Source organism: Paenibacillus hodogayensis (assembly GCF_039536325.1).
GTDB classification, from domain to species: domain Bacteria; phylum Bacillota; class Bacilli; order Paenibacillales; family NBRC-103111; genus Paenibacillus_AB; species Paenibacillus_AB hodogayensis.
The window spans coordinates 777,165-803,394 of the sequence record NZ_BAAAYO010000006.1 but is presented as its reverse complement, the minus strand read 5'-3'; the positions used below and the strand labels follow the sequence as shown (position 1 = coordinate 803,394).

18 protein-coding genes are annotated in these 26,230 nt (G+C 59.1%); 12 read left to right on the top strand and 6 right to left on the bottom strand.

What is annotated here, in order from left to right:
* Positions 1-2 precede the first annotated feature (2 nt).
* The 3 genes from ABD796_RS14715 (at position 3) to ABD796_RS14705 (ending at position 4,766) form a co-directional block, all read left to right on the top strand.
* Entirely contained in the window at positions 3-2,105 is a 2,103-nt protein-coding gene (locus ABD796_RS14715) for a phage tail protein (RefSeq protein WP_344908857.1), read from the top strand.
* Positions 2,106-2,131: 26 nt separating this feature from the next.
* Complete coding sequence (locus ABD796_RS14710) at positions 2,132-3,808, top strand: hypothetical protein (protein ID WP_344908856.1); 1,677 nt, start codon at positions 2,132-2,134, stop codon at positions 3,806-3,808.
* Positions 3,809-3,884: 76 nt separating this feature from the next.
* Positions 3,885-4,766, top strand: coding sequence for a radical SAM/SPASM domain-containing protein (locus tag ABD796_RS14705; protein ID WP_344908855.1), 882 nt, complete (start codon positions 3,885-3,887; stop codon positions 4,764-4,766).
* A 201-nt stretch (positions 4,767-4,967) separates the two neighbouring features.
* Here ABD796_RS14705 and ABD796_RS14700 read toward each other — a convergent pair whose 3' ends face one another.
* Positions 4,968-6,746, bottom strand: a complete 1,779-nt coding sequence (locus ABD796_RS14700) for a hypothetical protein (RefSeq protein WP_344908854.1) — start codon at positions 6,744-6,746, stop codon at positions 4,968-4,970.
* A 29-nt stretch (positions 6,747-6,775) separates the two neighbouring features.
* Positions 6,776-7,162: a DUF4280 domain-containing protein gene (locus ABD796_RS14695; RefSeq protein ID WP_344908853.1), complete on the bottom strand. Its 387-nt coding sequence runs from the start codon at positions 7,160-7,162 to the stop codon at positions 6,776-6,778.
* A gap of 158 nt (positions 7,163-7,320) precedes the next feature.
* Between ABD796_RS14695 and ABD796_RS14690 the strand changes: the two genes are divergently transcribed.
* From ABD796_RS14690 to ABD796_RS14650, 9 genes are all read left to right on the top strand, one after another.
* On the top strand, positions 7,321-10,629 hold the full coding sequence (locus tag ABD796_RS14690; protein ID WP_344908852.1) for a stalk domain-containing protein: 3,309 nt from the start codon (positions 7,321-7,323) through the stop codon (positions 10,627-10,629).
* A 1,077-nt stretch (positions 10,630-11,706) separates the two neighbouring features.
* Positions 11,707-14,475, top strand: coding sequence for an adenylate/guanylate cyclase domain-containing protein (locus ABD796_RS14685; protein WP_344908851.1), 2,769 nt, complete (start codon positions 11,707-11,709; stop codon positions 14,473-14,475).
* A gap of 47 nt (positions 14,476-14,522) precedes the next feature.
* Complete coding sequence (locus ABD796_RS14680) at positions 14,523-15,119, top strand: GNAT family N-acetyltransferase (protein WP_344908850.1); 597 nt, start codon at positions 14,523-14,525, stop codon at positions 15,117-15,119.
* Between the two features lie 4 nt (positions 15,120-15,123).
* Positions 15,124-18,162, top strand: a complete 3,039-nt coding sequence (locus ABD796_RS14675) for a HEAT repeat domain-containing protein (RefSeq protein WP_344908849.1) — start codon at positions 15,124-15,126, stop codon at positions 18,160-18,162.
* Between the two features lie 30 nt (positions 18,163-18,192).
* Positions 18,193-18,648 (top strand): ATP-binding protein, encoded by a 456-nt coding sequence (locus ABD796_RS14670; protein ID WP_344908848.1) that lies wholly within the window; start codon positions 18,193-18,195, stop codon positions 18,646-18,648.
* On the top strand, positions 18,632-18,970 hold the full coding sequence (locus ABD796_RS14665; protein WP_344908847.1) for an STAS domain-containing protein: 339 nt from the start codon (positions 18,632-18,634) through the stop codon (positions 18,968-18,970). Before ABD796_RS14670 ends, ABD796_RS14665 begins: the two co-directional genes overlap by 17 nt.
* A gap of 107 nt (positions 18,971-19,077) precedes the next feature.
* Positions 19,078-20,553 carry a PP2C family protein-serine/threonine phosphatase gene (locus ABD796_RS14660; RefSeq protein WP_344908846.1) on the top strand — a complete coding sequence of 492 codons (1,476 nt, stop codon included), beginning with the start codon at positions 19,078-19,080 and terminating at the stop codon, positions 20,551-20,553.
* A gap of 115 nt (positions 20,554-20,668) precedes the next feature.
* Entirely contained in the window at positions 20,669-21,667 is a 999-nt protein-coding gene (locus tag ABD796_RS14655) for an eCIS core domain-containing protein (protein ID WP_344908845.1), read from the top strand.
* 404 nt (positions 21,668-22,071) lie between these two features.
* Entirely contained in the window at positions 22,072-22,341 is a 270-nt protein-coding gene (locus ABD796_RS14650; protein ID WP_344908844.1) for a DUF7667 family protein, read from the top strand.
* A 13-nt stretch (positions 22,342-22,354) separates the two neighbouring features.
* Here ABD796_RS14650 and ABD796_RS14645 read toward each other — a convergent pair whose 3' ends face one another.
* Genes ABD796_RS14645 through ABD796_RS14630 form a run of 4 tightly spaced genes read right to left on the bottom strand, consistent with a single transcriptional unit; the run spans position 22,355 to position 26,105 of the window.
* A complete protein-coding gene (locus ABD796_RS14645) occupies positions 22,355-23,914 on the bottom strand; it encodes an MDR family MFS transporter (protein WP_344908843.1) in 1,560 nt (519 codons plus the stop codon).
* A 16-nt stretch (positions 23,915-23,930) separates the two neighbouring features.
* Positions 23,931-24,665 (bottom strand): hypothetical protein, encoded by a 735-nt coding sequence (locus ABD796_RS14640; RefSeq protein WP_344908842.1) that lies wholly within the window; start codon positions 24,663-24,665, stop codon positions 23,931-23,933.
* 57 nt (positions 24,666-24,722) lie between these two features.
* A complete protein-coding gene (locus tag ABD796_RS14635; protein ID WP_344908841.1) occupies positions 24,723-25,463 on the bottom strand; it encodes a hypothetical protein in 741 nt (246 codons plus the stop codon).
* Positions 25,464-25,481: 18 nt separating this feature from the next.
* Positions 25,482-26,105: a YhbD family protein gene (locus ABD796_RS14630; RefSeq protein ID WP_344908840.1), complete on the bottom strand. Its 624-nt coding sequence runs from the start codon at positions 26,103-26,105 to the stop codon at positions 25,482-25,484.
* Between the last annotated feature and the right edge of the window lie 125 nt (positions 26,106-26,230).

Below are 26,230 nucleotides of genomic sequence, written 5' to 3'. Positions count from 1 at the left end.
GCATGAGCAGAGCGGTCAAGTTTTTCTCGTTCAACAAGCCGTCGGACTGGGAATCCGGCACTACGGCGAATATGAGCATCGGCGGGGACGGCTTGTCGGTCGAACGGACGGAAAAGTATTCGTTTTACCGGACCATAAACGCCGGCGGCATCGACGGCGCGGACGCGATGGCCGACTTCGCTCTGGGCCCTGGCTGCCGGCTGTACGTGCTCGACGCGAAAGCGGCGCTGTGGGTATACGATTACGAAAGCCGCCACACCGAGCTTCTTTATCCCGCGGGCCATCAGGTGTTTTCCCGCAAGGCGATGCTGGCTGCCGAAGGCGATGCGCTGTATATAGCCGACCCCGGTTCCGACAAGCGCGTATTGTCGGTATCCCCCTCGAACGGGCAGCTTGTATGGGCGCTGGACGACTGGCGCGGTCAGGAGCTGTTCCCGCTCTGCGTGGCCGTAGATGCCGGGAAACGGTTGTATGCGGCGATCCCTCTCGATTATGCGTATGACGCTGACGGCTGCGCGGAAGTGCCGTCAGGGGGCCGGATCGCAGTCGTGCGCTGGAACGTATCGGGGGGAGCGGAGAGGCTGTTCGAACAAGAAGCGCTCCGACTGGAGGAAGCGGCGCCGGTTGCGGCTTTGCATAACCGTTTCTTCCTTACGGTTACAGCCGGAGACATGCCGGTGCTGCTCGACGCGCACACGCGGCGCGTGATGGCCTTCGGCGCGGACGAAACGCCGGAGGCGTGCCGCCCGGATCCGAACGGCACCCTGGCCGGGCTGGCGGCCGATTCCCGCGGCGCGCTTTATATCGGGGATGCCCGCAAGGGCGCCTCGGTAGAAGACGAGCGGTTTATTTTAAAATACAAAGGACGGGACGAGCCTCCCGTAAAGGTTGCCGGTTATCGGTCGAGGGCGGACAAACTGCTGTGCGACGAGGCGGACCGGATGTACGCCGCCGATCTGGAAAAAGGCACAATTACGATATTGGAGCTGCAGTCCAGAACGCGAACGATGCCGGAAACGTCGCTCCCGGAAGCGTGGTACGTCTCCGGCGAGGTGGATAGCGCGGAGGACGAAACGGTTTGGCACAAGCTGGAGCTGCTGGCCGAAATCCCCGAAGAAACGCAAATCCGCATTTCTTATTTTGCGACGGATGAAACGATGGGCGTGCTGGATGGCAAAGTCGTCGATTATACCGACTATTTCGCCGATCCGACCCTATCCCTGAAGCATAAATGGACGGCCAGCAGACATCTGTGGTCGGAGCCGATCGTCAACCCGCGCGATGCGCTGCTGATGAACGCCAAGGGCCGCTATTTGCGGTTCCGCCTCGAGCTGGCGGGCAGCGACCGAAGCGCTCCCGTCGTCCATCGGCTGCGGCTGTTTTTTCCCCGGCAGTCGCCGATCGTGCATCTGCCCCCGATTTATCGGGAGGACCCGGACGGAAGCGGCTTTCTGGAGCGGTTTCTCGCCATATTCGGCACCTTTTTCGACGAGATGGAGGAGAAAATCGACAAGATCAGCTCCAGCCTTGATCCCGACTCCGTGTCCGGCTCCTACTTGAAATGGCTGAGCGGCTGGCTGGCGCTCGACGTGGCCGATGGCTGGGAGGAAGAGCGGGTGCGAGCGCTGATGACGCAAGCGCCCGAGCTGTACAAGCTGCGGGGCACGAGGCAGGGACTGGCGCGCATGCTGCACATTTATACCGGGGTGGAACCTTACATCGTCGAGCATCATCAGTTGAAGCATATGCAGGAAACGTCGGAGCTCAAGAGCATGTTCAGCCGGCTGTACGGCGACAATCCATATGGCTTCTGCGTGATGATGCCGCCGGAATGCGTCCGGACGGACAAACAGCGGCTGATGGTGGAGCGGATTATCGCCGACCAGAAGCCGGCTTACACCGATGGCAGGCTTATCGTGCTCCAGCCGTGGATGCATGCCGATATGCATACGTATCTCGGCATCAACACCGTGCTATCCGAGCCGACGCTGCTGACGCTGGACCAGCGCTCGTCCATGCCGCACCATACGGTGCTGATCGATAAAGACCGCGACAAGCGGATGGATCTTCATACCCGCCTGGAGCTCGATTCGGAACTGGATTAACCGAAGGAAAGGGGAGGGATACCCTCATGAGAAAATCGCGGTATTACCCGTTCGAACGGAACCGGTATTTTTACGGCAAGCTGTTGACGGTGAGGGATTTTGAATCGGAGCAAAAATATTTCAACGACAAACGGCGCATGATGAACCGGCTGTTGTTCGGCTCCGGCGTCATTACCGGCCTGCAAGTCATCGCGGTCGACGACAAATCGGTTTCGGTCGAAATGGGCGCGGCGATCGATGCGCTCGGCCGGGAAATTGTCGTCCCCGCGCCGGTTACGCTCAAACTGTCGATGATGGACGGGTTTACGAACAACGAATACGCCAAAAACGTCTATTTGTGCATCGCTTACGACGAGAAAGGCAAGGAGCCGGTTCATTCGATCGCCAACTCGTCCGTTCGTTCCGACGAAGTGAGCGAATACAACCGCGTGCTGGAAAGCTACCGGCTGTTCGTCCGCGAAGAGGCTCCCGACCCTTCCTCGCTGCCGATGGGACAACTGGCCGAGCAGACGGTCGTGCTGTATCGGGACGACCACGTACGCGTGCTTCAGCTTACCCCGCGTTACGTCAACCCGGGGCAGACGTTTCTGGCTACGATCCGCATCGAGAAGACGCTTCAAGCGGGGAAGATCGAGCTGCAATACGAGCTTTCGACGAATCGTCTGGAGGCGCTGGATGGCGGAACGGTGCGGTTTACGGAGCCGCAGGATTCGCAGGAAACGGAATATGAGTTTCAGCTGGCGCTTCGCGCGGACGGAGTCGGTTCGGGCAAAGCGCTTGTCGGCGTCAAGAGCGGCACGGCGTCCCTGCGCATCGGTGACCGGCAACTGGACGGGATTTCCCGCGAAGCGGCTTCGGTGGTGATTATACCGAGTGCGGTGCAGGAGCAGCTGATGGACGATTTTTTGAAGCAGTCATTGGAGGACTCCCTCGATTCGCCGTCGGAGCCTTGCCTGTATTTGGCCAAAATCGGATTGCTGCAAATGGGACCGACGTACGTGATCGAACGGGTCGAGCAGGTGCCTTTCGGCGAGTACGTGTACAATGCGTCCGCTTCGCACCGGTTGGCGCTCGCCGAAGCGAGGCGGCTGCGGGGTCTTCCCCGGCATGAGATGCCTGCGGCGGCTGAAGAGCGCGGGGAGCGGGAAAGCCGCGCTGCGGCTAAGGCGGAAGCCGCTCCGACGGCCGAGCCGGTGCCAGCCCGTTCTGCGGAGAACGCCGCTATACCGCCCGGGGGCGCGGATATCCGCACCGGCTACGTCGATATTCCGATATCCCCGTTTTCCAAATCGGCGCTTTCGTTCGGCAAGGCGGCCAAAAGCTTCGTCTCCCCCGAGATCGCGCACGGGCTCGGCGCCGGTCATGTGCTGGTCGTCACCAGCGTGGAGGAGTGGACTCATGACGCGATTTCCGATATGTTGAGCAGCGGCCAGCGGTCGTACTTCGGCACGGCGGACGTGTTCGCGGGCAGCGAGTACGAGACCGCGCTTCCGGAATGCCAGCTTGGCGTCGTGGCCTATCCCCAGAAAGGGACGTTCCGCATCGGCATCAAGGTGAGGCAAATCGCCGAATCTCGAACCGTGCGTATCCGGTGGTGGGCCTACCGTAACGGGCAGGCGCAGCTGGACGAGCCCGAGCCTGTGCCGGACATCGTCACCGTCTCCGAAGCGGCGGCCGGCTCGGACCCGAAGAGCGAGCTGTAAAGACGGCTTTCCGTCCAAATGTGGTATAATGCGGGGGAAAGATTGAAACCGCCGACATGGAATGGGGATTATCGTCTTGAAAACTTTTAAGAAAGTGTATATCGAGATTACGAGCGTATGCAACCTGGCGTGCAGCTTTTGCCCGCAGACGAGCCGGAAAGCGAGCTTTATCAAGCTGGATACGTTCAATACGATATTGGACCAAATCAAACCGCATACGAATCATATTTATTTGCACGTCAAAGGCGAGCCGCTGCTTCATCCCAAGCTGGACGAACTGCTCGATGCGAGCTACGCCAAAGGCTTCAAGGTCAATATGACGACGAACGGCACGCTGATCCGCAAGGCGGGGCCGAAGCTGCTCGGCAAGCCGGCGCTCCGGCAGATGAATTTCTCGCTTCATAGCTTCGACGGGCATGAGGGATCGACGAACCGCGAGCTGTACTTGGCCGATATTTTCCGCTTCGTGCGCGAGGTGTCGGAGCAGGGAGTGCTGGTTTCGTTCCGTTTATGGAATTTGCAGCGGGACGAGGCTACAAGCGAGGAAACCAGGCGGAATCGCGAAACGCTGGAGCTGTTGGAGCGGGAGTTCGCGCTGGATTACCGGATTGAGGAAAAAGTCTTGCCGGGCAGCGGAGTGAAGCTGGCCGAGCGGATTTATTTGAACCAAGAGCACGAGTTCGAATGGCCGAGCTTACAAGCCCCCGAGGATGAGGGAAAAGGGTTTTGCCATGCGCTCCGCACCCAGGCGGCCGTGCTCGTGGACGGAACGGTCGTGCCGTGCTGTCTGGACGGCGAAGGGGTTATCAATCTCGGCAACGTCAACGATACGCCTTTCTCGGAAATCGTGGAGAGCGAGCGGGCGAACAATCTGTTTTACGGATTTTCGCGGAGGGAAGCGGTCGAGGAGCTTTGCAGAAAGTGCGGGTACCGGAAGCGGTTCGGCACGGGGGCATAAGCGGCCGCGGACGAGCGCTCCCGGAAGGTAGCGATGAGTGTGTGGCCGGAAGGTAACGATGAGTGCAGCCGGAAGCCGACCACGTCGCTAAGCGCCGGAATTGGGACGCAAAACGGCAAAGGCAGAAGGATGGAAGGAGGGCGGGCTCCTTTATCGTTCTGCCTTTGCTTGTTTTGGGACTTTTTCGCGCGGTTGCCGCGATTAACGTTTGATTCGCTCGATCGCGATAATTTCCAGCTCGTGCGCAGTTTTGGCACCTGGCGAGAAGGTGAACGAGTATAGGAAATCGTCGCGGTAATACCGGTTGGCCGTCATGCCGCCAGCAGAGCTTGCGTGCAGATCAAGGGCAGTAAAGCCTTCGGCGTTCGTTTTCTCGCCCTGCTTGAACGTCTCGATCGCAGGCTGGAGCACCGAAAGCGGCTTGCTGCCCCATACGGTCAGGGCGGTCACCGCGGCTTCCTTGGGATTCGTGCGGGACGGCTCCACAAGGAACGAAAACTGCAGGTCCGGGTAGTTCATCTGGAATTTCAGGCCCGCCGATTCCGTCGGATTGGCCGCAGCCGTTTTGGCCGCGGAGGCTGTCGCGTTGTTCGCTGCGTTCGTTGCATTAGCCGTGCTGCTTGCGTTAGCTGTGTTGATTGCGCTCGCTGCGGTGTTTGCGTTCGCCGTGTTCGTAGCGCTTGTGCCGTTCGAAGTCTTGCCGTCTCCGGCTGCCGCAATCGGCGTTGCTTCGGCGGAGGCTGTCCCTGATGCCAGCGGTTGTTCCTCGAGCACGATTTCCGCCGGTTTTCCGAGCAGCTCTTCCACTTTCTTGCTGGGCAGGCCGATAAACGATTGCAGGCTGATCTTCCCTTTATCGAAATACGACTTCAGCAGAACGCCGCCGTCCTTGTCGAACAAGGTCCCGATCCCGTCGTAAGCGCCGCCGGCGAAGCCGCCTTTGTAGGCAAGCTTTCCGTTCTCGTCGTAAGCTTCTCCGCTTCCGGTCAGGGCGCCGTTGCGGAAGTCGCCTTTCATTCGGACGATGCCTTTGTCGTCGTGCCATTCGCCGGCTCCGCCGTAGCTTCCTGCGACGAACGCGCCCTTATACTGTATCAGCCCGCTCGGGTAATACGCGGTTCCTTCGCCGCCATACTTCCCGTTCTGGAAGCTTCCTTCGTACAGCAGCTTCCCGTCGTCGTCGTACAGCTTGCCGGCTCCGTTATAGGCGTTGGCCGTAAATTGGCCCTCGTAGAGCAGTTGGCCGTTCGGAGCGAACAGCTTGCCGGGACCGTGAAACATGCCTTCGAGCATCGCGCCTTCGTAGAGCAGCGCCCCGCTGTCGCTGTACAGCTTGCCCGTTCCGCCGAACTTGCCGTTCTGGAACTGGCCGGTGTAGCGGATTTTACGGTCCGGCTGGAACAATGTGCCTTCGCCGTCGTACGTATCGGCCGCAAATGCGCCCTTATACAGCAGCTTGCCGCTATCGTCATACAGCGTGCCAGCTCCGTTTTTCAGCCCTTTGTCGAACTCGCCTTCGTAGAGGAGCGTGCCGGCGTCGTTGTACAGCTTGCCTTGGCCCATGTACAGCCCGTCGGCGAGGCCGCCCTTATAGCGGGACTGCTTACCGGCGTCGACGATTCTCGCTTCGCCCGAGAAAGCTGCTGCCTTCGGCGTATTCTCAACGAGTACCGGAACGCGGTGAAGCCATTTGTTGACGACTGCTGGGGGCCGGATAAACAGGAAGTATACCAGGACGATCAGCACGAGCGCGGCGATAACCAGCAGCCTTTTGGACACATAGTAGCGGCCGATCGCCACGTAGTTGCGCAGAGATGTTTCCTTGGCATTCACCATGCCGTTCATCAGCGCCTGGAACTTCTTGATCAGGATTCCGGGCAGCTTGCCGAGCTCCCGAAACGGTTTTAAGATTTTGAACACAATCGGGTTGATAACCGGCCGGAACACCGTTTCCAACGTCTTGACAGGGTTGAACGACAAGCTTGTCACGTCCTCGCTTTGCGGATAAATTACGGCACCTGAATCGTCGCCTGGCCCGGCTGGACGACCTGAATGACGCCGCCCCAGTTGCACATGCACTTCGATGTGTTGTTGAGCGCAGGCATATTGGCGACCAATACGGTAGGAGAGCCAGGTGCCCAGGGGGCTGCGGTGACGGGAACGCAGGGCATCGGCGTAAGGACGCCGAAAGCTGCAGCGGTCGCGGCCGCTACCGTCGGATTGGCCATCGATTGGCACATGCCGAAGGGCATAATGTTGAGCATCGGCTTGTTATCCATAATATTGGCGATCGGCATGGAGGTCATGACCCGGTTGACGGGCAGCACCATGAGCGAACTCGGTGCGGCGCCGAAGCTGCATTGCAGCATGGCTCCGCCGCATACTGCGTTTCCCATATCGACATTCATCCAATCTTCATGATCATTTTTCAAGCAAGAAATGGTATAATTAGTTTCATAGTACTAGAAAAGAGGACGGTCAGCAATATGCCGCAAATGTGTTCTATGAGACAAATTACATATCTCAGATTTGGGCACACGGGGGAGGGGCCATTTTGAGAGCTGAGTCAAGCGGTCTGAAGCTAGGCTTGGCCGTGCTGCTGACGGTGCTGGGCCCGCTTGAGGCGGTCCGTCCGGCCAATGCGGCGGATCTGCAATCGCTGTCCATGCGCGAAGCGGTCGAGCTGTCGCTCGGACGGGATCCGGGTCTCCGGGAGGCGCGTACAACGGTCCGGCAGAAGCAGGTCGAGCTGGAGCAAGCCCATTACGCGCAAAAAAGCGAAGAGGAAAAGGCGGCCGGCTTGTTCGCCAAGCCACGCAATTTAAGCCAGCAGCTGCAAACCCGGATGAAGGTGCCGCAAGCCCAAATGCAGCTGACGGTCGCCCGCGAGCAATTGCGGCAGAAGACGGTCGAAGCGGGCAACGAGACGGAAAAAGCGTATTTGCAAGTCTACCAGGCGGCGCAGGCTGAGGAAAAGGCCCGCGCTGGGTGGGACGAAGCGCAGAAGCGTCTCGATGCCGTGCGGCAGAAGCTGAAATACGGGCTGGCGAAGCAAACGGACCGGGAAGCGGCGGAGCAGGGCTTGGAGCAAGCCGCTTCGGCCTACAAGCAGGCTCAGCTGAGCGTGAAGGGAACCCGGTTGGCGCTTGGAGCCAAGGTCGGCGTATCCCTGGAGCGGCCTTTTGCCATGACGTTCGAACCGGTGTACGCCGACTTATCGGAACGGACGCTGCCTGGATACATAGCCAAGGCGTTGGAGACGAATACGGCGCTCATTCAGGACGTGCAGTCCCGCCGTCTCGCGGACGAGAACCTGAACGTCACGCGAAATTTGTACAGTTCGAAGTTTGGCGCCGGGCGCATGAAGGCGCTGGACCGGATGTTCGGCGGCCCGGACATCGATATGGACCTGTTCGCGGCCCAATACGAAGGCTTGCTGGAGCAAGTCCGGCAAGATTGGGAAGGGTATTACTGGATTTTGCTCCCGATTCCGAAGAAGCTGTTCCAGGGCGAATTCGACGGTCTCCGATATTTGGACGATCTGCGCAACGGACTGCCGCTTGCGGCGATGGAGCAGGGCAAGGCCGCGCAGAAGGAAAAGGAAAGCCGGGCCGGGGTCATCGCAGCGGTGCGTCAGACGTATTTGGACGCGAAAGGAGCGGAGGAAGCCTACGCCCAAGCGCTGCGGAACCGGGATGCGGCGGCCGATGCGCTCGGCAAGGCGGAAAGCAAGCGCAAGCTAGGCCTATCCCCCGAGGAGGAGCTTGACGGAGCGAAGGAAGCTTTTGCAGCCAGCGACGCGCTTGTCCTGTCCGCGCAAATCGCCTATAGGGGCGCTATCGGAAAGCTCAATACGGACACGGGCGGAGCGGTAGAGGGGACGTACCGGCAAGGAGTGCTGCCGTATGAGCAGATCGACGACGGCTTGAGTCCCGTGGCGCCACTCCCCGACAAGCGGTCGTCCGGCAAATGGACGGTGCGGCCCGCTGTCGGCGAGCTGCTGTCGGAGTTCGAGCCTTCTCCGGACAAAAGACTGCAGGCGACCGAGTACGCCCTTTTCGATGCGAATGGAGCGATCATCGGAGGCAGAACGAAGGCCGGCAAGCCGCTTCGTCTTCTCAGTTTGTATGTCGCCCAGCCGGAACGGTTGAAGCTGGTGCTCTACCGCGGCGACGACACGATCGGCGAGGCGCAGCTCGAGGGCAGCGCTTCGCTCGGCACCTTTACCTTGAAGCCAGTTACTGCGGGCGCGCCTGCTGCGACTTCTGGGAAGCCCGAAAGCGCGGCGGTCCTGATCGGCACGGTGCAGATTGCTCTGAACGCGCTGACCCCGCAGCTGTACAATGCCGCGGCAGCCAGCGTGAAGGAATCCGGACAAGGCATTTTGTACTCCGCGGACGGAAAAGTGTGGTTCGATACGGAGCGGCTAACGGACGCGTCGGCCTTGAGCGACCCGACTGGCGGCGCTGCGCTTACGGCGGAACAGCGGGCCAAAGTCCGCGTTACGATGGAAGTGTCCGGCGAAGAGGGGCTCCGGTCGCTGCTTACCGCTGCGGAGCTGGAGCAGCAGCTCGCCGCGCTCGGGAAGCAGGTGGAGCAGTTGGAAGCCGATAAGAAGGAAGCGGCGGACAACGGCAAAGCCGGTCTGCTCGCCGGTTTGGCGACGCAGATCGAAGACGCCAAGGCGCGCATCGCCATGCTGAAAGCTGTGAAGGACGGAGACGCCGGAGCGGCTTTAAAGAATATGACGCTGATCAACAATCCGGAGGCGCTTCTGGCCAAGCTGGCGGAGGAAAACGCCGGGAACGGAGGCGGAACAAAAGGCGGGAACGGAGGCGGAAAAGACGGCGGGGGCGGCTCAGGACCCGGCACTCCATCTGGTAGCGGTCCGGGAGCTGGGGAATCGTCTGGCACCGGTTCGGGAGCCGATCCGGGCCCGGGAACGTCGGCCGGGAGCGGACCGGGGGCGGCCGACGCGGACGAGCTGCAGCGCTTGGCCGATAAGCGGCATGCGGAGCTGCAAGCAGCGATAGCCGCCGGTAACGGCGCGGCCGCTCTCCAAGCCGTGGAGGCATGGCTGGAAGCGAACGGAAAGGCCGTCGATGCCGGAAACGGCACCACCGAAGGGCTGGCCGTTCTGGCCCAAGCGGCGGCCGCGGTGAAGACGGAGCTGGGCAAAGCCGTACAGTCCGGCGACGCGCCAAAAGCCGAGTCGCTCTCCGGCACGCTCCACTCCATGAACGCTGCCGCGGGACAGCTCGCCATCGAGCAGCTTTTCGCCGAGCTGGAGTCGGTCGAAACGCTGTTGAACGAGGTCGCGGCCGGAACCGCGCCGCCTGGAACGGCAGCCGCCGAAGCGCAGGCGCAGATCGCCGACCTGCTGGAGCGGCAGCGAACGGAGCTGCTCCGGCAGGCTGTCGCGAAGCAGAAGGAGGCGTACTCGGAGGCGGAGCTGCAGGCGCTCGGGCAGTTGGCCGAGCAGCTTAAGGCAGAAGCAGGAGAAGGGAGCGAAGCGCTCCCGCCGCCGCATCTGCTGTCCCCGACGGTGTCGGTCAAGCTGGCCGCGCCGCCGATGCTGCTTGACGGTCAGGCGTTTATACCGCTGCGGGCCGTATCCGAATCGTTCGGGGCCGCCGTGGACTGGGACGGGGCGACGATGACCGCAACGGTCAGCACCGGGTACGGCACCGCCGAATGTACGATCGGCAGCGTGCTCGCCTATGTCGACGGAGCGCCGGTCGCCTTGGATACGCCGCCGCAGTTGCTGGCGGGATTTACATACGTTCCGCTGCGTTTTTTGGCGGAAGCGATCGGTCTTCAGGTCGTGTGGAACGACAAGACCGGTACGATTGAGCTGTACTAACTAGTAAGTGTTCATCCGGTCCGCAGCTCGCGATAATACTTGAAACGCCTGACGGCCCGCGATAGTGCTCGAAAGAGCATTATTTCCGCGCCAGAGGCCGATCCGGGGAGGAATAGTGTCCGAAAGAGCATTAACTCTGGGTAGAGCTGCTCAGAACGGCCCTTTTCCTGCGACTGGGCACGCGATAGTGCTCGAAAGAGCATTATTCCGGCGTTTGCGGGCGTTCCGGGGAGGAATAGTGTCCGAAAGAGCATTAACTCCGAGCAGAGTTGCTCAGAACGGCCGTTTTCCTGCGCCGTGGCACGCGATAGTGCTCGAAAGAGCATTATTCCCGAGCTAGCGGGCGTTCCGGCGAGGGATAGTGTCCGAAAGAGCATAACTCTGGGTAGAGCTGCTCAGAACGGCCCTTTTCCTGCGTCGGGGCCCGCGATAGTGCTCGAAAGAGCATTATTTCCGCTCCAGAGGCCGCTCCGGGGAGGAATAGTGTCCGAAAGAGCATTAACTCCGGGCAGAGTTGCTCAGAACGGCCCTTTTCCTGCGACTGGGCACGGGATAGTGCTCGAAAGAGCATTATTCCCGAGCTAGCGGGCGTTCCGGCGAGGGATAGTGTCCGAAAGAGCATTAACTCTGGGTAGAGCTGCTCAGAACGGCCGTTTTCCTGCGCCGTGGCACGCGATAGTGCTCGAAAGAGCATTATTTCCGCGCCAGAGGCCGCTCTGGGGAGGAATAGTGTCCAAAAGAACATTAACTCCGGACGGAGCTGCTCAGAACGGCCATTTTCCTGCGTCGGGGCCCGCGATAGTGCTCGAAAGAGCATTATTTCCGCGCAAGAGGCCGCTCCGGCGAGGGATAGTGTTTGAAGGAGCATTAATTCTGGGTGGGGCCGGAGAGGGCTGATTTCCACTCTGAGCAGAGCTGCTCAGAACTGCCGATTTTCGGCGTGGTCGGTATTGTACTTGATACTTGATTCTGACAAGCACCAGAAGCCATGTCACGGGAGCCGATGGCGTGGCCGGGTCGCCGGGGAGTATGCCCGCCGGCCGCCCTATTTTCAGTCAAACGAGGGGATTCCATCCTATGAAGAAGTCTGTCGCGGCTTTGCTGCTCGTCCTGCTGCTCGCCGCCGTAGCCGGAACGTACGCGTTTCAGGAAAGACGGCTGCTCGCGCAAAATCCGCTGGACCGGGAGCTTCCGTTCGTCAGCCTGTCCAAAGCGATTGCCGATCGGAACGACAATCTGTACGTGATCGACAATTCCAAGAAAACGATCCACAAAATGGACAAGAACGGAGTGCTGCTGTTCTCGCTGCATAGCGATACCGGCAAAAACGGCGAGCAGTTCCGCTTCAACGATATGGCTGTCGACGACCAGGACCGGTTGTACACGGTGCGTACGCTGCTCGATCCGTACGGGCTGACGGTCAAGTCGGAGCAGATCGTCCGGTTCGGTGCCAACGGGACGTTCGACTGGGTTATTTTCAACCAGGATTACGAGGAATTCAAAAACAAGCGGTATCGGATCGGCAGCTTGAAAAGCCCGCAAATCCGCCAAGGCGACCTGTATTTCTATAACGACGAGGTGACGAGAGTTACCCAGTACAAGCTGGGAGCGCAGGAGGAGAAGCCTCAGCGGGTGTTCTCCTTCGATATGCCGGCCAACAAATATTTGTCCGATATTGCCGGAACCGCTCCCGAGAACATTTATTACTCGGCCCGCAGCGGCGAAATTTACAAGGTCGGCGCGGACGCCGTGTCGGCGAAGGTTTACCCGCTTCCCGGCCTGGACCGGACGCTGCGCAATTTTCCGGAAAGCTTGAAGCTGGATGCGCAAGGACGGACGGTGTTTATCGACTATTTGTCCAAAGCGATCAGCCGGCTTGATCCCAAGCAGCCTTATATCATCGAAGAGCTGGTCAATACGGCCAAGGCGGAGGAGAAAGGGGTTCGACTCTCGTACGAGAAAACGTCGATCAGCCTCGGACCCGACGGCGACGTCATTATCGTAGACGATGCGCAGTTGAACCGCTATTACCCGGACGGCAAGTTCGCCCCGACGATGGACAAGATGCGGTATTCGGGCGGCTATCTCGCTCACCGCTGGCTGGTGTGGGGGACGGCGGCGATAGGGTTGCTGCTGCTCGTTTATGCGGCGAAGCTGCTCTACATCAACGTGCTGGGGCGGCGAACATCGCTCGTGTTCAAGCAAATTATCGTGTTCGTGCCGGCTGTTGCGATTGCGATGATTACGCTGTCGATGGTCGTCTACAACAATTTCGTCGCCAAAATGGAGCAGGAGACGTTCCGCGAACTGTCGCTGCTTGCGGCGAACGGACAAAATCTGATCGACGGCGATAAACTGGAGGCGCTGACCTCGCCCATCGAATACCGCGGCGAGACGTTCAACGAATTCCGCAAGAAGATCAACGCCGTGTTCGACAGCAGCGAAGCGACCGTCAATAACGACAACCGCGGCTTTTACAAGGCGGTTTACAAGGTGGAGAACGGCGCGATCTTCCGCATTCTCGAGGACGACGACGCGATGCATATGTTTAATCCGTTCCCGCTCACCGAGGAGAATACGCAGGTCATCCGCGAAGGCAAAGTCGTGACCGGGGGCTGGATCGACGATACGGGAAGCTGGAATTACGCGATCGCCCCGATCCGCAATACGGCGGGGAACATTATCGGCGTGTTCGAAACGAGCAAAAATATGGAATCGCTGCTCGTCCACCGCAGAGGGGTGCTCCAGTCGATCGTAGTCAATATTGCCTTCATCTCCGGCGGACTGCTGATCGTGCTGCTGCTAATGACCTTTATTCAGCTGTCCTCGCTGCGCAAGCTGCGGAGCAAGGTCGGCGATATTGCCAAAGGCAACTGGGACACGGAAGTCAACATCCGCACGAGGGACGAGATTTCCGATCTGGGCGAGAGCGTCAATACGATGGCGGCGCGCATTCGCGACTACATCACGAAGGTGGAGGCGTTCAGCCACGCGTATTACCGGTTCGTTCCGCAGCAGTTTCTTCGCTTCTTGAACAAGGACTCGATTCTGGACGTCGAGCTGGGGGACCAGGTGGAGCAGAACATGAGCACGATGATCTGCAACATCCGCGGCTTCTACCTGATGTCCAAGCGGCTGACGCCGGAGGAAAATTTCAATTTCGTCAATTCGTTTCTCAAGCGATTCGGTCCGTATGTGCGCAATCACAACGGCTTGGTGAATAAGTATTTGGGCGCAGGCTTCATGGCGCTTTTCCCCGGCTCGGCCGACGATGCGCTGCGGGCTTCCGTAGAGATGCGCAGGGAGATGGAACTGTACAATACCCATCGGGCCAGTACCGGTTATCGTCCCGTCGATATCGGCGTCGGCTTGCATAAAGGTCCGCTCCGGCTGGGCATTATCGGGGAAGAGCAGCGTCTGGAGAGCAACGTCATCTCCGACAATGTGAACATTTCCACCATCTTGGAGAGATTGACGGAGCCGCTAGGCGCTTCGATTCTGATCACGGACAGCGTCGTTCGCTCGCTCGGCGACGCGACCGCCTTCCAGTACCGCAATCTTGGACTGATTCAGGCGGGCGGCATGAAAGAGCCGCTTCACCTGTATGATGTATACCAGGGAGATCCGGATACGATACGCGTGCAGAAGGATAAGACGAAGGCTCGCTTTGAGGAAGCCGTTACGTATTATCAGTACGGCCGCTTCTACGATGCCCGCGAAGCGTTCCTGATGGTCATCAAGCAGAATCGTCAGGACAAAGCGGCACAAATGTATTTTTACTTATGCGACGAATATTTCCGCAACGGAACGACCGAAGATTGGAACGGAACGTTGTCGGTATCGTGATGATGCGTTATCGACGCCGCGCGCTGTAACTTTGAGGGGGGCCGGACATGAGCGCCATTTCAACAACAGGAACCGGGTCGAAGAGCGATTTCCGGGTCAAGCTGATGGCAACGGAGGAAGAGGCAAGGCGGATCAGCGCCTTTTTTCTCTCGGAGTGGTCGTTTGACGATCAACGGCATACGCCGGGAGAGATCGAGCATTTTCGCAACGCCCCGTCGGACAGTCTCCGGCAGAGGCATCATCTGTATTGGTATGTGGAAGACGAGTCCGGGGAAATCGTCGGCGTAACGAGCTGCAAGGAGAACGAGCATCGCACCGACGGCTATTTGTGGGACTATATGGTCGTCCACCGGCAATACCGGCAAAGCGGCGTGGCCGGACAGCTGTTCCGGGCGCTGGAAAGCTACATCGTCTCCATCGGCGGCAGATATTTGCTGACTTACACATGCGATTTGCCTGAGTATTTGCCGATCCGCACGATGTTTGAACGGAGGGGCTTCGAGCAGATCGGCCGGTATCCGAATTTTTACTATGAAGGCGAAGACCGGCTTGCGTATTACAAAAAGCTTGGGGAGCCCGCCCGGCGGGAAGGGACGAATGCGTCCCCGCATTCTCCGGGCGCAGACCAAACGGATAGGACTTGATGGTATGCAAGCTGTGTTGACCCGGTGGTTTGGACTGCGCGGGGAGGAAGCGCGCAAGCTGTGGACCATGCTGCCGATTTTTTATTGCGGAGGCATCGCCGAATCGTTGAACTACACCGCTTTTATGGCGCTGTTCAACCAGCGGTTCGGCGTCCAGTTTCTGCCTTACGTCTATATGGTCGAGGCGGCCATTATGCCCATAGAGGGCTGGCTGCTGTCCAAAATGGCCGGCAGGAACGCCAAGGACCGTTTTATGCGGATGCTCTACTTGATCATGCTGGGCATTCTGGCTTTGAACGCGGTCGTGCTGCTCGTTTTTTGGGCCGGGGGGATCAGCGCGTCTTTCTATTACCCGTTCTTGTTCCTGTCCTCCAACTTCGTCGTCCGGCAGCTGACACTGCTGCTGTGGAGCACGGCCTTCGACCTTTGTCCGACCCAGCAGGCGAAGCGGCTCATGCCGATCTTCGTCGGCTCTACGACGACGGGGGGCATCACGGCAGGGATTGTCGCCTATTTCATCGGCCATTGGCTCGGGACGGAGGCGGTGTACGCGCTGGCTCCGATCATGCTGCTCATCGGCTACCGGTTTTTCCGCAAATCGTTGTCGACGTACTTGACTCCGCTCATGATCAAGGACGCTTCCCGGGTGCAGGAAGCTCCGGGCGGGAGCGGCACGGACCGGCCGGGCTCGTATTATTTGCTGAAAACGCTGCGCAGTCCGTTCATGCTGACGGCTATCGGCCTGATGACGCTGATGCCTACGCTTTATTTCATGATGGAATATCAGTATTTCAATGCCGCGGAGGCTCGTTTTTCCACCGAAGGGGAGCTGACGGCGTATTACGGCCTCATCACGGCGCTGCAGTTCACGTTCTGCCTGGTGCTGCAAACCGTCTCGGGCAAGCTGATGAACCGGATCGGCGCAAGCAATATGCTGCTCGCTATCTCGGTCGTGTTTCTCGCGGGCTTCGCCTGCGTATCGCTCCTGATGAACGGGCCGCTTGGACTTGGGGTGGTGTCAGGCTCGTACGCGGTGTTGTACATTTTGCTTTACTATATCGCCGAACCATGCTATCAGCTGTTTTTCAAGATGATGCCGATTTCGGAAAGGGACGGCTTCCGCTATTTCGCCCAAGGTATTGCGGCATCCGGCGGGATTCTGCTCGGCTCGTTCCTGTCGCTGACCCATTCGATGCGGTGGATCGGCTTGGCGCCTCTGGCCTGGATCGGCATCGCGCTGTCCGCCGCGCTAATCGTCGTTGCCTGGTACGGTCGGCATCTGTACATTAAAGAGCTGGTGGGCAGCGTGCAGTCGCTGTTCGCGGACTTGTCGGACAACGCGGTGTCGTTCCTCGGGGCGATGCGCAGCTCGAAGGCGCTGTCCGCCGTCCTCGTCTATTTGAAGCATCCGAACGATTACGTCCGCGAGCTTGCGCTGGAACTGATCGGCAAGGTGAAGGACACTTCGTTCTTCCCGCATCTGGTCGGTCTCATCGGGGACCGGAGCGCCCGTATCCGGGTAGCCGCCCTGCGGGCGATGAACTTGCAGACGGCCACCGTGCAGGAGCTTGTGCAGGTAGCGGCCTTTCTGGAGGATGAGCACGAGGAGGTGCGGGCCGAATGCGTCAAGCAGCTGGCCAAAGCCAAGCATATGAAAAGCCAGGTCCACTTCTTTCTGCGCGTCAAGCTGCTCGACTCCCGTCCGCAGGTCGTCTACGAGGGCATTAAGGCGCTGTATGCGCTGGAGAGTGAGGAAAGCTACGCGGCCTGCGAGGAAGCGCTTGTGACGATGCTCGACAAGGGCGGGGAATGGGCGATGCTCGGCTGCCGCACGGTGGCCGATCTGCGGCTCGTTTCCTACGCTCCATGGCTGATGACGCTGCTTGAGGACACGAAGCCGGCCGTCAAGGTGGCTGCCGCCCACGGGCTCGGCAAGCTGCGGTACGAGGAGTCGGCTCCCGTTATGCTGGGGATGGTGCCTGCTGCCGACAAGGAGCTTCGCCGGGCTATTCTGGAGGCGCTTGTGGATATCGGCGACGTATGCGTGCCGGTGCTCAAAGATCATGCGCTAAGCGGCAACCCGTTCATTTGGCACATGGCTGTATCCGCTCTTGCCCGTATATGGGACGAAGCGGCGATCCGCTCGGAGCTGGTGGAGCTGTGCATGCAGCGCATCGGCGTCTCGAGCCGGGAAGGGGCTTTGCCGGGAGCGCTGCGCCGGCTTGGCAAGGAAGAGCTGGCCGAGCTGGCCGAGCAGCGCTGCATGGAGATACACCAGTCGCTGATCGACGGAATCTGGTCGGTATTGATGCAGCTTGCCGACGAACGGGTCGTCCAGTCTTTGCGAGAGACGGTGCGCGACGACAATGAGGAAGTGCGCGAGAACGGCATGGAGGTTCTGGCTGAAGGAATCGGCGATCGCCGGCTGTCCGCCGCGCTGCTGGAGCTGTTCAAATCGTCGGGACCGGGAGTCGGCGGGTCCGGCCATCCGAAGGCGATCGTGGAAGATGCGCAAACATGGCCGGATGAGTGGCTGAGCCGGATCGCTGTGCATGCGCTCGGGGAGGAAGCGGAGATGAAGGAAGAACGTCAAATGCTGTCCATGCTGGACAAAGTGATTTTTCTGAAGCAGGTATCGTTGTTCTCCGACTTGTCGGTCGATGAGCTGGGCCATCTGGCAAGCATCTCGCAGGAGGAGGTGCACGCCGAGGATACGGTGCTGCTGCGCCGCGGGCAATCTTCGTCGAGCTTATACATTCTGATCGCCGGCAATGTGGAGCTGAGCAATGAAACGGAAGCAGGCGGAGGCGGCACGATCGGCGTGCTCGGGCCGAAGCAATCGTTCGGCGAAACATCGGCGCTCGACGGGGCTGCGTCCTCGGTAACCGCCCAGGTGATTTTCGACGAGGCTCATCTGCTCGCGCTTCAAGGCGACCAGCTGTCTCGCCTTATCCGCCTGTATCCGGAAATCGGCATCGGACTTCTGAACGCGACGAGTGCGAGGGTCCGTCTGCTGGAAAACATGCTGATGAAGATGGGGTAAAGGATGACAACATGGGGAAGGGCGGCGGCAATGTTGACACACAAATTGGTGCTGGTGGGCGGCGGTCGGGAGCTGGAGCGGCTGCGCCAGTTTTTGACGGAAGCGGGCGAGGCGAACGGTCTGGATGAGCGGATGCTGTACCGGCTTAACCTCGTTTGCGATGAGCTGGTTACGAATATCGTGTCTTACGGCTACGGCGACGGGGCCGCCGCCGAGCCCCGGATCGAAGTCGACGTGCTTCCCGCCCCGGACGGGGTGGAACTGGTCATTGCCGACAACGGGATCGCCTTTAACCCTCTGCTTCATCCTCAGCCGGATTTGCTTGCGGAGGTAGAGGAGCGTGGCATAGGGGGATTGGGCATTCATTTTGTCCTCAAATTGACGACGGCCGCTTCGTACGAACGACAGGACGAACGCAATGTGCTGCGGCTGACGATGAACCGCCGGCATGCGGAGGAGGAGTATGGGGATGAATATCGAGCATAAGGAATGGAACGGCGTTGCGGTGCTTACGCTGAACGGAAGATTGGACGGGAATACGTCGAGCGGTCTGGAAAGCCGCTTCTTGCAGCTGGCCGAGCAAGGCGCAAGCCGGTACGTATTCAATCTGGGCGGACTCGAATACGTCAGCAGCGCAGGGCTCCGCAGCCTGCTGCTGGCCGCGAAAAAAGTGAAGACGATGCGCGGCAAGCTTGCGCTCGCCCATATGAACGAGCATGTGAAGGAAGTATTCGACATGTCCGGCTTCAGCACGATTTTTACGATTTGCGCTACCGAGCAGGAGGCATTGGACATCGCAGCCGAATAAATCCCGTCGGGACCGGCTGATTTCGTAGGCCGACATAGATGTCGGATAGCTGCCTGCGGTGACCGCGGAAAGCATAAGAAGGCAAACGATACGGGGAGATGAAAGCTATGAACGCGCTCCCTTACGCGCTGCTGGCCGTCCTGCCGCTGGCGGGCTGGGCATGGAGCGAATGGAGACGCCGCGCTCTGGAGGCGGAGTTGTCGCGGACAATGCAGTTGTTTGAAGTAAGCCTAGAGATGAATTCCACGATCCGCAAGCAGGACCTACTGCAGCGCATTATGGATACGAGCGCCCGTGCCCTCCAGGCAGAGGCGTCCTCGGTTATTCTCGTCGATCCGGAGACGGGGGACTTGTTTTTCGAGCTGGCCACCGGTCTGAAGGGGGAGGAAGTGCGCCGTATCAGGTTGAAGATGGGAGAAGGGATCGCAGGCTGGGTCGCCGAGAACGGGAAAAGCCTGAAAATCGACGATGCGGCCGGCGATCCGCGCTGGTCGTCGAAAGTGTCGAGCCGGGTCGAGTATCCGACCCGCAATCTGCTATGCGTGCCGATTTTCAGCAAAGGCTCGGTGATCGGTGTCCTGCAGGTGCTGAACAAACGCAACGGCCGGCATTTTACAGAGCGGGACATGCTGCTGCTGGAATCGATCGCCGCCCCGACGGCGGTTTCGCTCGAGAACGCGATGCTCTACGATGCGCTGGAAAAATCGATTGACGCGTTGAAATCGACGGTTGCCGTCAAAGAGCGGATGGAAAGCGAGCTGCAAATCGCTCAGCGCATTCAGATGGGTTTCTTGCCGGTCCGGCTGTCAAGGGGCCGTACGGCACCCTTGATATGGCAAGAGCCGGAGGAGTCCGACGGAGAAGCGGACGGGGCCGCGACTGCGACCGCCGTCAAGGAGGAAGCGCGCGGGGAGCTGCGCGAGGAGTCGTTTCCAGCGGGCGTGAGCGCGCTGCTCCGACCGGCCCGCGAGGTCGGCGGCGATTTCTATGATTATTTTCTGCTCGACGACAACGAGCTGTTCTTCACGCTCGGCGACGTATCGGACAAAGGCATTCCGGCTGCCTTATACATGGCGATGATTATGACGCTCGTCAAAGGGCGGATGTCGGCAGGCATGTCGCCCGGCCAATTGCTCACCGAAGTGAACCGGGAGCTGTACAAGGACGACTCCACCATGTTCGCCACTATTTTTTGCGGCGTGCTCGACGTGTCGACGGGCATGCTGACCTACTGCGACGGAGGACATTGCACCCCTTTCCTGCACCGGAGTACGGGAGAAATTGTGCCGCTGCTGGGACGCAAATGCTTGCCGCTTGGCGTCATGGACGATACCGAATATGCGGACCAGCAGGAAGCGCTGTCGGCGGGCGACCGGATTGTGCTGTACACGGACGGCATAACCGAAGCGGAGGACGCGGAGCGGCGCCAGTTCGGTTCGGCTTTGCTGCACGAGTTGCTTGCCGGCACGCGCGAACAGTCCGGCGAAGAGCTGCCGCGGCTTATTATCGAGGCTGTCGACCTGTTCGCCGCAGGGGCGGTGCAGTCCGACGACATTGCCGTCATGACTGTAGAAATCAAGTAACGCAGCGACCGCGCATGCAAAAAAACTCGCTACAGCCTTCGCCAAATTGTGGTATATTCAGGATAGACAAGGAGCCGGGCTCATCCCGGCGTATTCCATGAAAGGGGCGTATGCCATGACTGTGCGTCATGCGAAATACCCTAAACGTCCGGAAGGCGAAACGGCCCGCACCCCGACTTCCGGATCGGCCAAGTCCGATTCTACAGGCAGCGATCACCCCGTCGTGCAGTTGCAGCGGGCGATCGGAAATAAGGCTATCGGCCAGATGCTTGCCGGAAGCGACAGGGCGAGCGGGTTGCCTGCCGGCGTGCAGGCGAAGTTGACGGTAGGACCGGCGGGGGATGCGTACGAGCAGGAGGCCGACCATATCGGCAAAATGGTCGCGGACAACATTTCCTCGTCGGGATCCGGCGGGCCGGCCGTGCAGCGGATGGGAGCGGAGGAAGAAGAGCTTCAAATGAAGCGCTCTCCGGAGGGCATCCAGCGGATGGAGGACGAATCCATGCTGGACGAATCGGAGGAGCTTCAGATGAAGCGTGCTCCGGAAGGCATCCAGCGGATGGAGGACGAATCCATGCTGGACGAATCGGAGGAGCTTCAGATGAAGCGCGCTCCGGAGGGCATCCAGCGGATGGAGGACGAATCCATGCTGGACGAATCGGAGGAGCTTCAGATGAAGCGTGCTCCGGAGGGCATCCAGCGGATGGAGGACGAATCCATGCTGGACGAATCGGAGGAGCTTCAGATGAAGCGCTCACCGGAGAGCATCCAGCGGACGAGTCCGGACGACGGAGCGGGGTTCGACGCCGATGTCGGGCTGGAGCGGGAGATCGAGCAAAGCCGGGGCGGAGGCGCGCGCATGGATACCACAATCCAGACGAAGATGGAGTCCGAGTTCGGCACCGGCTTTGATGACGTGAACATTCATACCGACAACAAAGCGAATGAGATGGCCGAATCGATTGGCGCTTCGGCGTTTACAACCGGCAGCGATATTTTTTTCCGTCAGGGGCAATACAATCCGGGAAGCCGTCAAGGCCAGGAGCTGCTCGGTCATGAGCTGACCCATGTGGTGCAGCAGCGGGGCGGGAGTGTGCCGAGCGGTGGGGCGTAACCCGTCCCGGATCCGGACAGAGAAATAAACGGTACCGTTCTGCAAGAAGATAGCGGGATTTTTGGCAAGACGACGCGGCAGCGGAACATATGCAATCTCCGGCGGACAAGAGGACGGGAGCCTCTGTTGCCGGAGTTTTTTTATTCGCCTGCGTGCAGGCCCGCGTAGACTACCTTTTGGATAGAGCCGAACAGGTGGAGGAATATAAAGAGCAGAGCAAGCCGACCGATTGGTCAACTATCGGCCTGCCCGGCATATGCTGCCAATTTGGTGCCGACTTTGCTCCCGGCCGCACTTTGCCTCAACGTCCGCGCATGCGGATTTTTTTGCATCCAAGCTTTGAATCGTCTCCGATTTGGATACACTGCGAGTAGAACAAAAGATTTTCCCTTTGGAGGACGAGTATGACGATGACCATACATCCCGCCCACCGGCGGATGGCCGAGCTTTGGACGATGTCGCGGAGACGGAGCATGACGCCGGAGGAACAAACCGAACTGGACCAATGCCTGCAGGTGAACGCCCGATTGTGCTGGGAGATGGCGTGTTTGGAAAATGCATCTTTGCTTGCATCGATGACGCATGATACCGACTGGCAGCATGACATCTGCCGCCAAATCGAAGATTTTCCCTGGCAGGCCAAAAAACCGGACCATCAAGGTCCGGCTTCATAAGGGCTTGGGATAGCTAAGCCTGCGAACGGCTTTGCACCGTAGGCTTGCCCGGAATGGCGACCCGCTCCCGGGACATCAAGAATACGCAAATCAGACCAAGCACCGCAGGGATAAGCGTCCACACAAACGTGCGGGCGATCGAGGACGATAACGCCTCCGTAATCCGGTGCAGCAGATCGGCGGGGATAGCGGCCCGCGCTTCCGGGGCTAACAGCGCTCGCGGGTCTTTCAGCAGTTCGGCCGGGGGCAAGGCGGCGGAGTCTGCAGGATTTGCTCCAGAAGCAGCTCCGAGCGCGGAGGAGAGCGAGTCGGAAAACCCGTTGCGCTGTACGATGCCGAATATCGTGATGCCAATCGCCATGCCGAGCGACCGGAGGAAGACGATCGTCGAGTTGGCCGCTCCGCGTTTCGTCTCGTCGAAGTGGTGAATCGCGGCCATGCCCAGCACGGAGAACGAGGCGCCGATTCCGAGGCCGACGACGATCATGAATAGCGTTACCGCCAGCCGCGAGCTGTCCATCGTCACCGTCGTCAGCAGGGCTATGCCGGTCACGAGGATGATATTCGAGCCGAACATCACGTTGCGGTAGCCGATTTTTACCGCCAACATGGCTCCGATCTGACTGGACGCTACGCTTCCGAGCATCATCGGCAGCAGCAGCAGTCCGGAGTTGGTCGCGCTGCCCCCTTGGACTCCCTGGATATAGATCGGAATGTAAACGGTAGCCACAATAAAGGCCGCTCCGGAAAAAATGCCGATCAGCGAGCTGGAGGCGTACAGCCTGATTTTAAACATATCGTAGGATATGATCGGCTCGGCCGCCCGGCCTTCGATAAACAAAAACGCGAGAAACAAGACGGCGAACCCGATGAAAAGTCCAAGGATGGGAGCCGAGCCCCAAGCGAACTTCTGTCCGCCCAGCTCGAGCGCAAACATGAGACAGACGATCGAGCCCACCAGGGTAATCGCGCCGCCCCAGTCGATCCGCTGCTTGGCATGCCGAATCGATTCTTTGTAGAAAAACGCCACGAACACAAACGCCACCAAACCGAGCGGCAGGTTGATGTAAAATACCCAACGCCAATCAATATAATCGGTCACATAAGCCCCGAGCAGCGGCCCGAAAATGCTGGACAACCCGAACACCGCCCCGAACAGCCCGCCCATCGCGCCGCGCTTTTCCGCCGGAATGACGTCGAACATAATCGCAAACGCAATCGGCACGAGTGCGCCTCCGCCAATGCCCTGAATCGCCCGGTATACGCTAAGCTGAACGATCGTTTGCGCCGTCCCGCACAAAATCGAGCCGAGCAAAAAAACGAGCAGCCCGAAAATGAAAAACCGCTTCCTCCCGTACATGTCGGACAACTTGCCGAATATCGGCATGCCTGCCATTTCCGCGACCATGTAGGCGGAAGTGACCCAGACGAATTTGTCCAGCCCGCCGAGATCGCCGACGATCGAACCCATGGCCGTAGCTACGATCGTGTTGTCCATGGCCGATACGAGAATGCCGATCAACAGACCGGCCACGACGAGCGCGAGGTTGCTTTTGGGCGCCGCTGTTTGCATAACCGCACATCCTTCTCTACAGTTGTTTGCTTTGTTTGACGGACGAGTCTTCGAGCAGCTCGTACCGGTCCTGATATTCCACCAAGCCGATTTCGCAGCCAGGCCCGATGACCACGTTCGTTCCCCGCACGACATCGGCCTTCGTATGCTCCAGACGAATATCGTCGCCTTCGATCAGTTCCGCGATCAGCGCATCCTTGGAGAAGCCGAGCGCCTTGATCAGCTTGCCGAACGGGCTGCCCGCGCCCGACTTCCGCACGTCAATGGATTCTCCCCCGATTTCCTTGACTCGGCATTCGGCATACAGTTCGATCCGGACCGAACCCGCATTCAGCAGCCCGTCGATGCGAAAGCTTCCCCGTGAATGAAACCGTTCGGCGTCGCAGTTGCCCCGCAGCGTCATCGAGCCGTTCAATTGGACCTCTTCGGCGGTTACGGCGCCGCCGATCTTCATATGTCCGTCCGAACGGAAATCCTTGGCGGTCAGCGCGCCCTCGATATCGGTTTTACCGTTCGATCTGAACTTGTCGGCAATCACGTTGTCGCCAAACGAGGCGATGCCGTTTACGACGGCACTCTCGGCCTTCATCGTCCCCCGCACGACAGCCCGGCCGTTGCTGACGAAGCGGATGCAATCCAGACTGTCCTGAATGGTTCCGTTTCCGTTGATCGTTACGTTGTTAAACGAGCCGCCCCCACAGCCGCCCAGCATGCCCGATATGTTTAAGTCCCGACGTTCCTTCATATTCATGGCGTTCCCTCCGACAATTTCGAAAATAATTCCTTTTCTCTTCGATGACCGTGCCGGTTACGGCGCAATGCATTCGCACTCGCCGACCGACGAGCCGGAGCCGTTCTCGAACCGGTCTTTATACTCGACTCTTCCGATCCGGCAGCCGGGCCCGATGATGACGGCGCCTCCGCGGATCACGCGCGCGGTCGTATGCTCCACATAAATCTGATCGCCCTCGATTGTTTCCGCCGCCAGCGTTCCTTCGTAGAAGTCGGAAGGGAGGAAGAATGAGCCGATCAGCTTTTTCAGCACGTTGCCATCGGCCCGGTCAATGCGGATCCGTTCGCCGCCGATTTCCTTCACCTCGCAGCGGCTGTGCAGGGCGAGATGGACCGAGCCGGCATTGACGAGACCGTCGATGCGGAATATGCCTTTAATATGCAGTTCCTCGGCTTCGCAATGACCGTTGATCGTGAAATGTCCTTCCAGTTCGACTTCCTCGCCTGCAACGTTTCCCCGGATGTTCGTTTCGCCGAACGATTTGATTTCGCGTGCTTTGACGTTTCCTTCGATCTCCATTTTTCCGTTAATTTTGGCTGTTCCCGTATCGAGGCCGCCGGTAATGTCCAGCGTTCCGTTGATGCCGCACGACGTGCTTTTCAGCGTGCCGTATACGTTGGACGTCCCGTTGCAGCGGAAGGCCAGACAATCGATATCGCCGTCAAATTGGGCTTCGCCGTTTACTTTCACATTCTTGAATAAACCTCCGCCGGACCCGCCGGACCCCATAATGTGCAGATTGTGTCGTACGTCCATCTTCATGAACTCCTCTCTTCAGCTCAATCTCAGCTTCAATTCTTCCAGAGCGGACGCAAGGCTCAGGCTCGATACGATTTTCGTTCCTCCGTCGAAGGCGTAACGTTCGGCGGACTCCAGCATGAGGAACGAAGATGCGCCCATTTTGCGCGTAAAAACAAGCGTCCAGCTTTTATTCTCGAACAACGCTTCGTTAGCCCTGATCGTTTCCAGCATCAGCTTGCCCTCGTCCAGGCTCATATCGCCGGCTTGAAGCAGCTTGTCGAGCATATAGACGACGACGATCCGGCCAAACGGCAGCAGAGGCCCTTCCGCGAAAACCCGTTCGAACAGCTCCAACGATAGCGGAGAAACAATGTTTCGTTCCGTAAGCTCAGCCTTCGCCATTGCAAGCCCTTCGGCGGCGGGTGAAAAAACGTCCGCAAGCTCGTCGAGCGACAAATCGTCTTTCATGTTTTTGATTTTATCGATGCGGGCCAGTATGGATTGCTTCGGAAAAAACGTTTCCTGGCCGGTAAACGTCGATTTGCGCACAAACCATTGCTCGGGAATCAAGTTTTTGCGCTTCCATCGGTACAACTGACCGTAGGAAATGTCCGTCAGCTCCAGCAGTTCTTTTTTGGATATAAGCTCCTGCTCCATCACATCCGCCTCCTTACGATTGAGAGTGTAACATAACACTGTTACGTTTGTAAATGGGTGCGCGAAACAAAGTCCTCTATCTGAGGTCCCTCTATTCCTGCAGGCGGTCTTTAAAAAATTTTCAA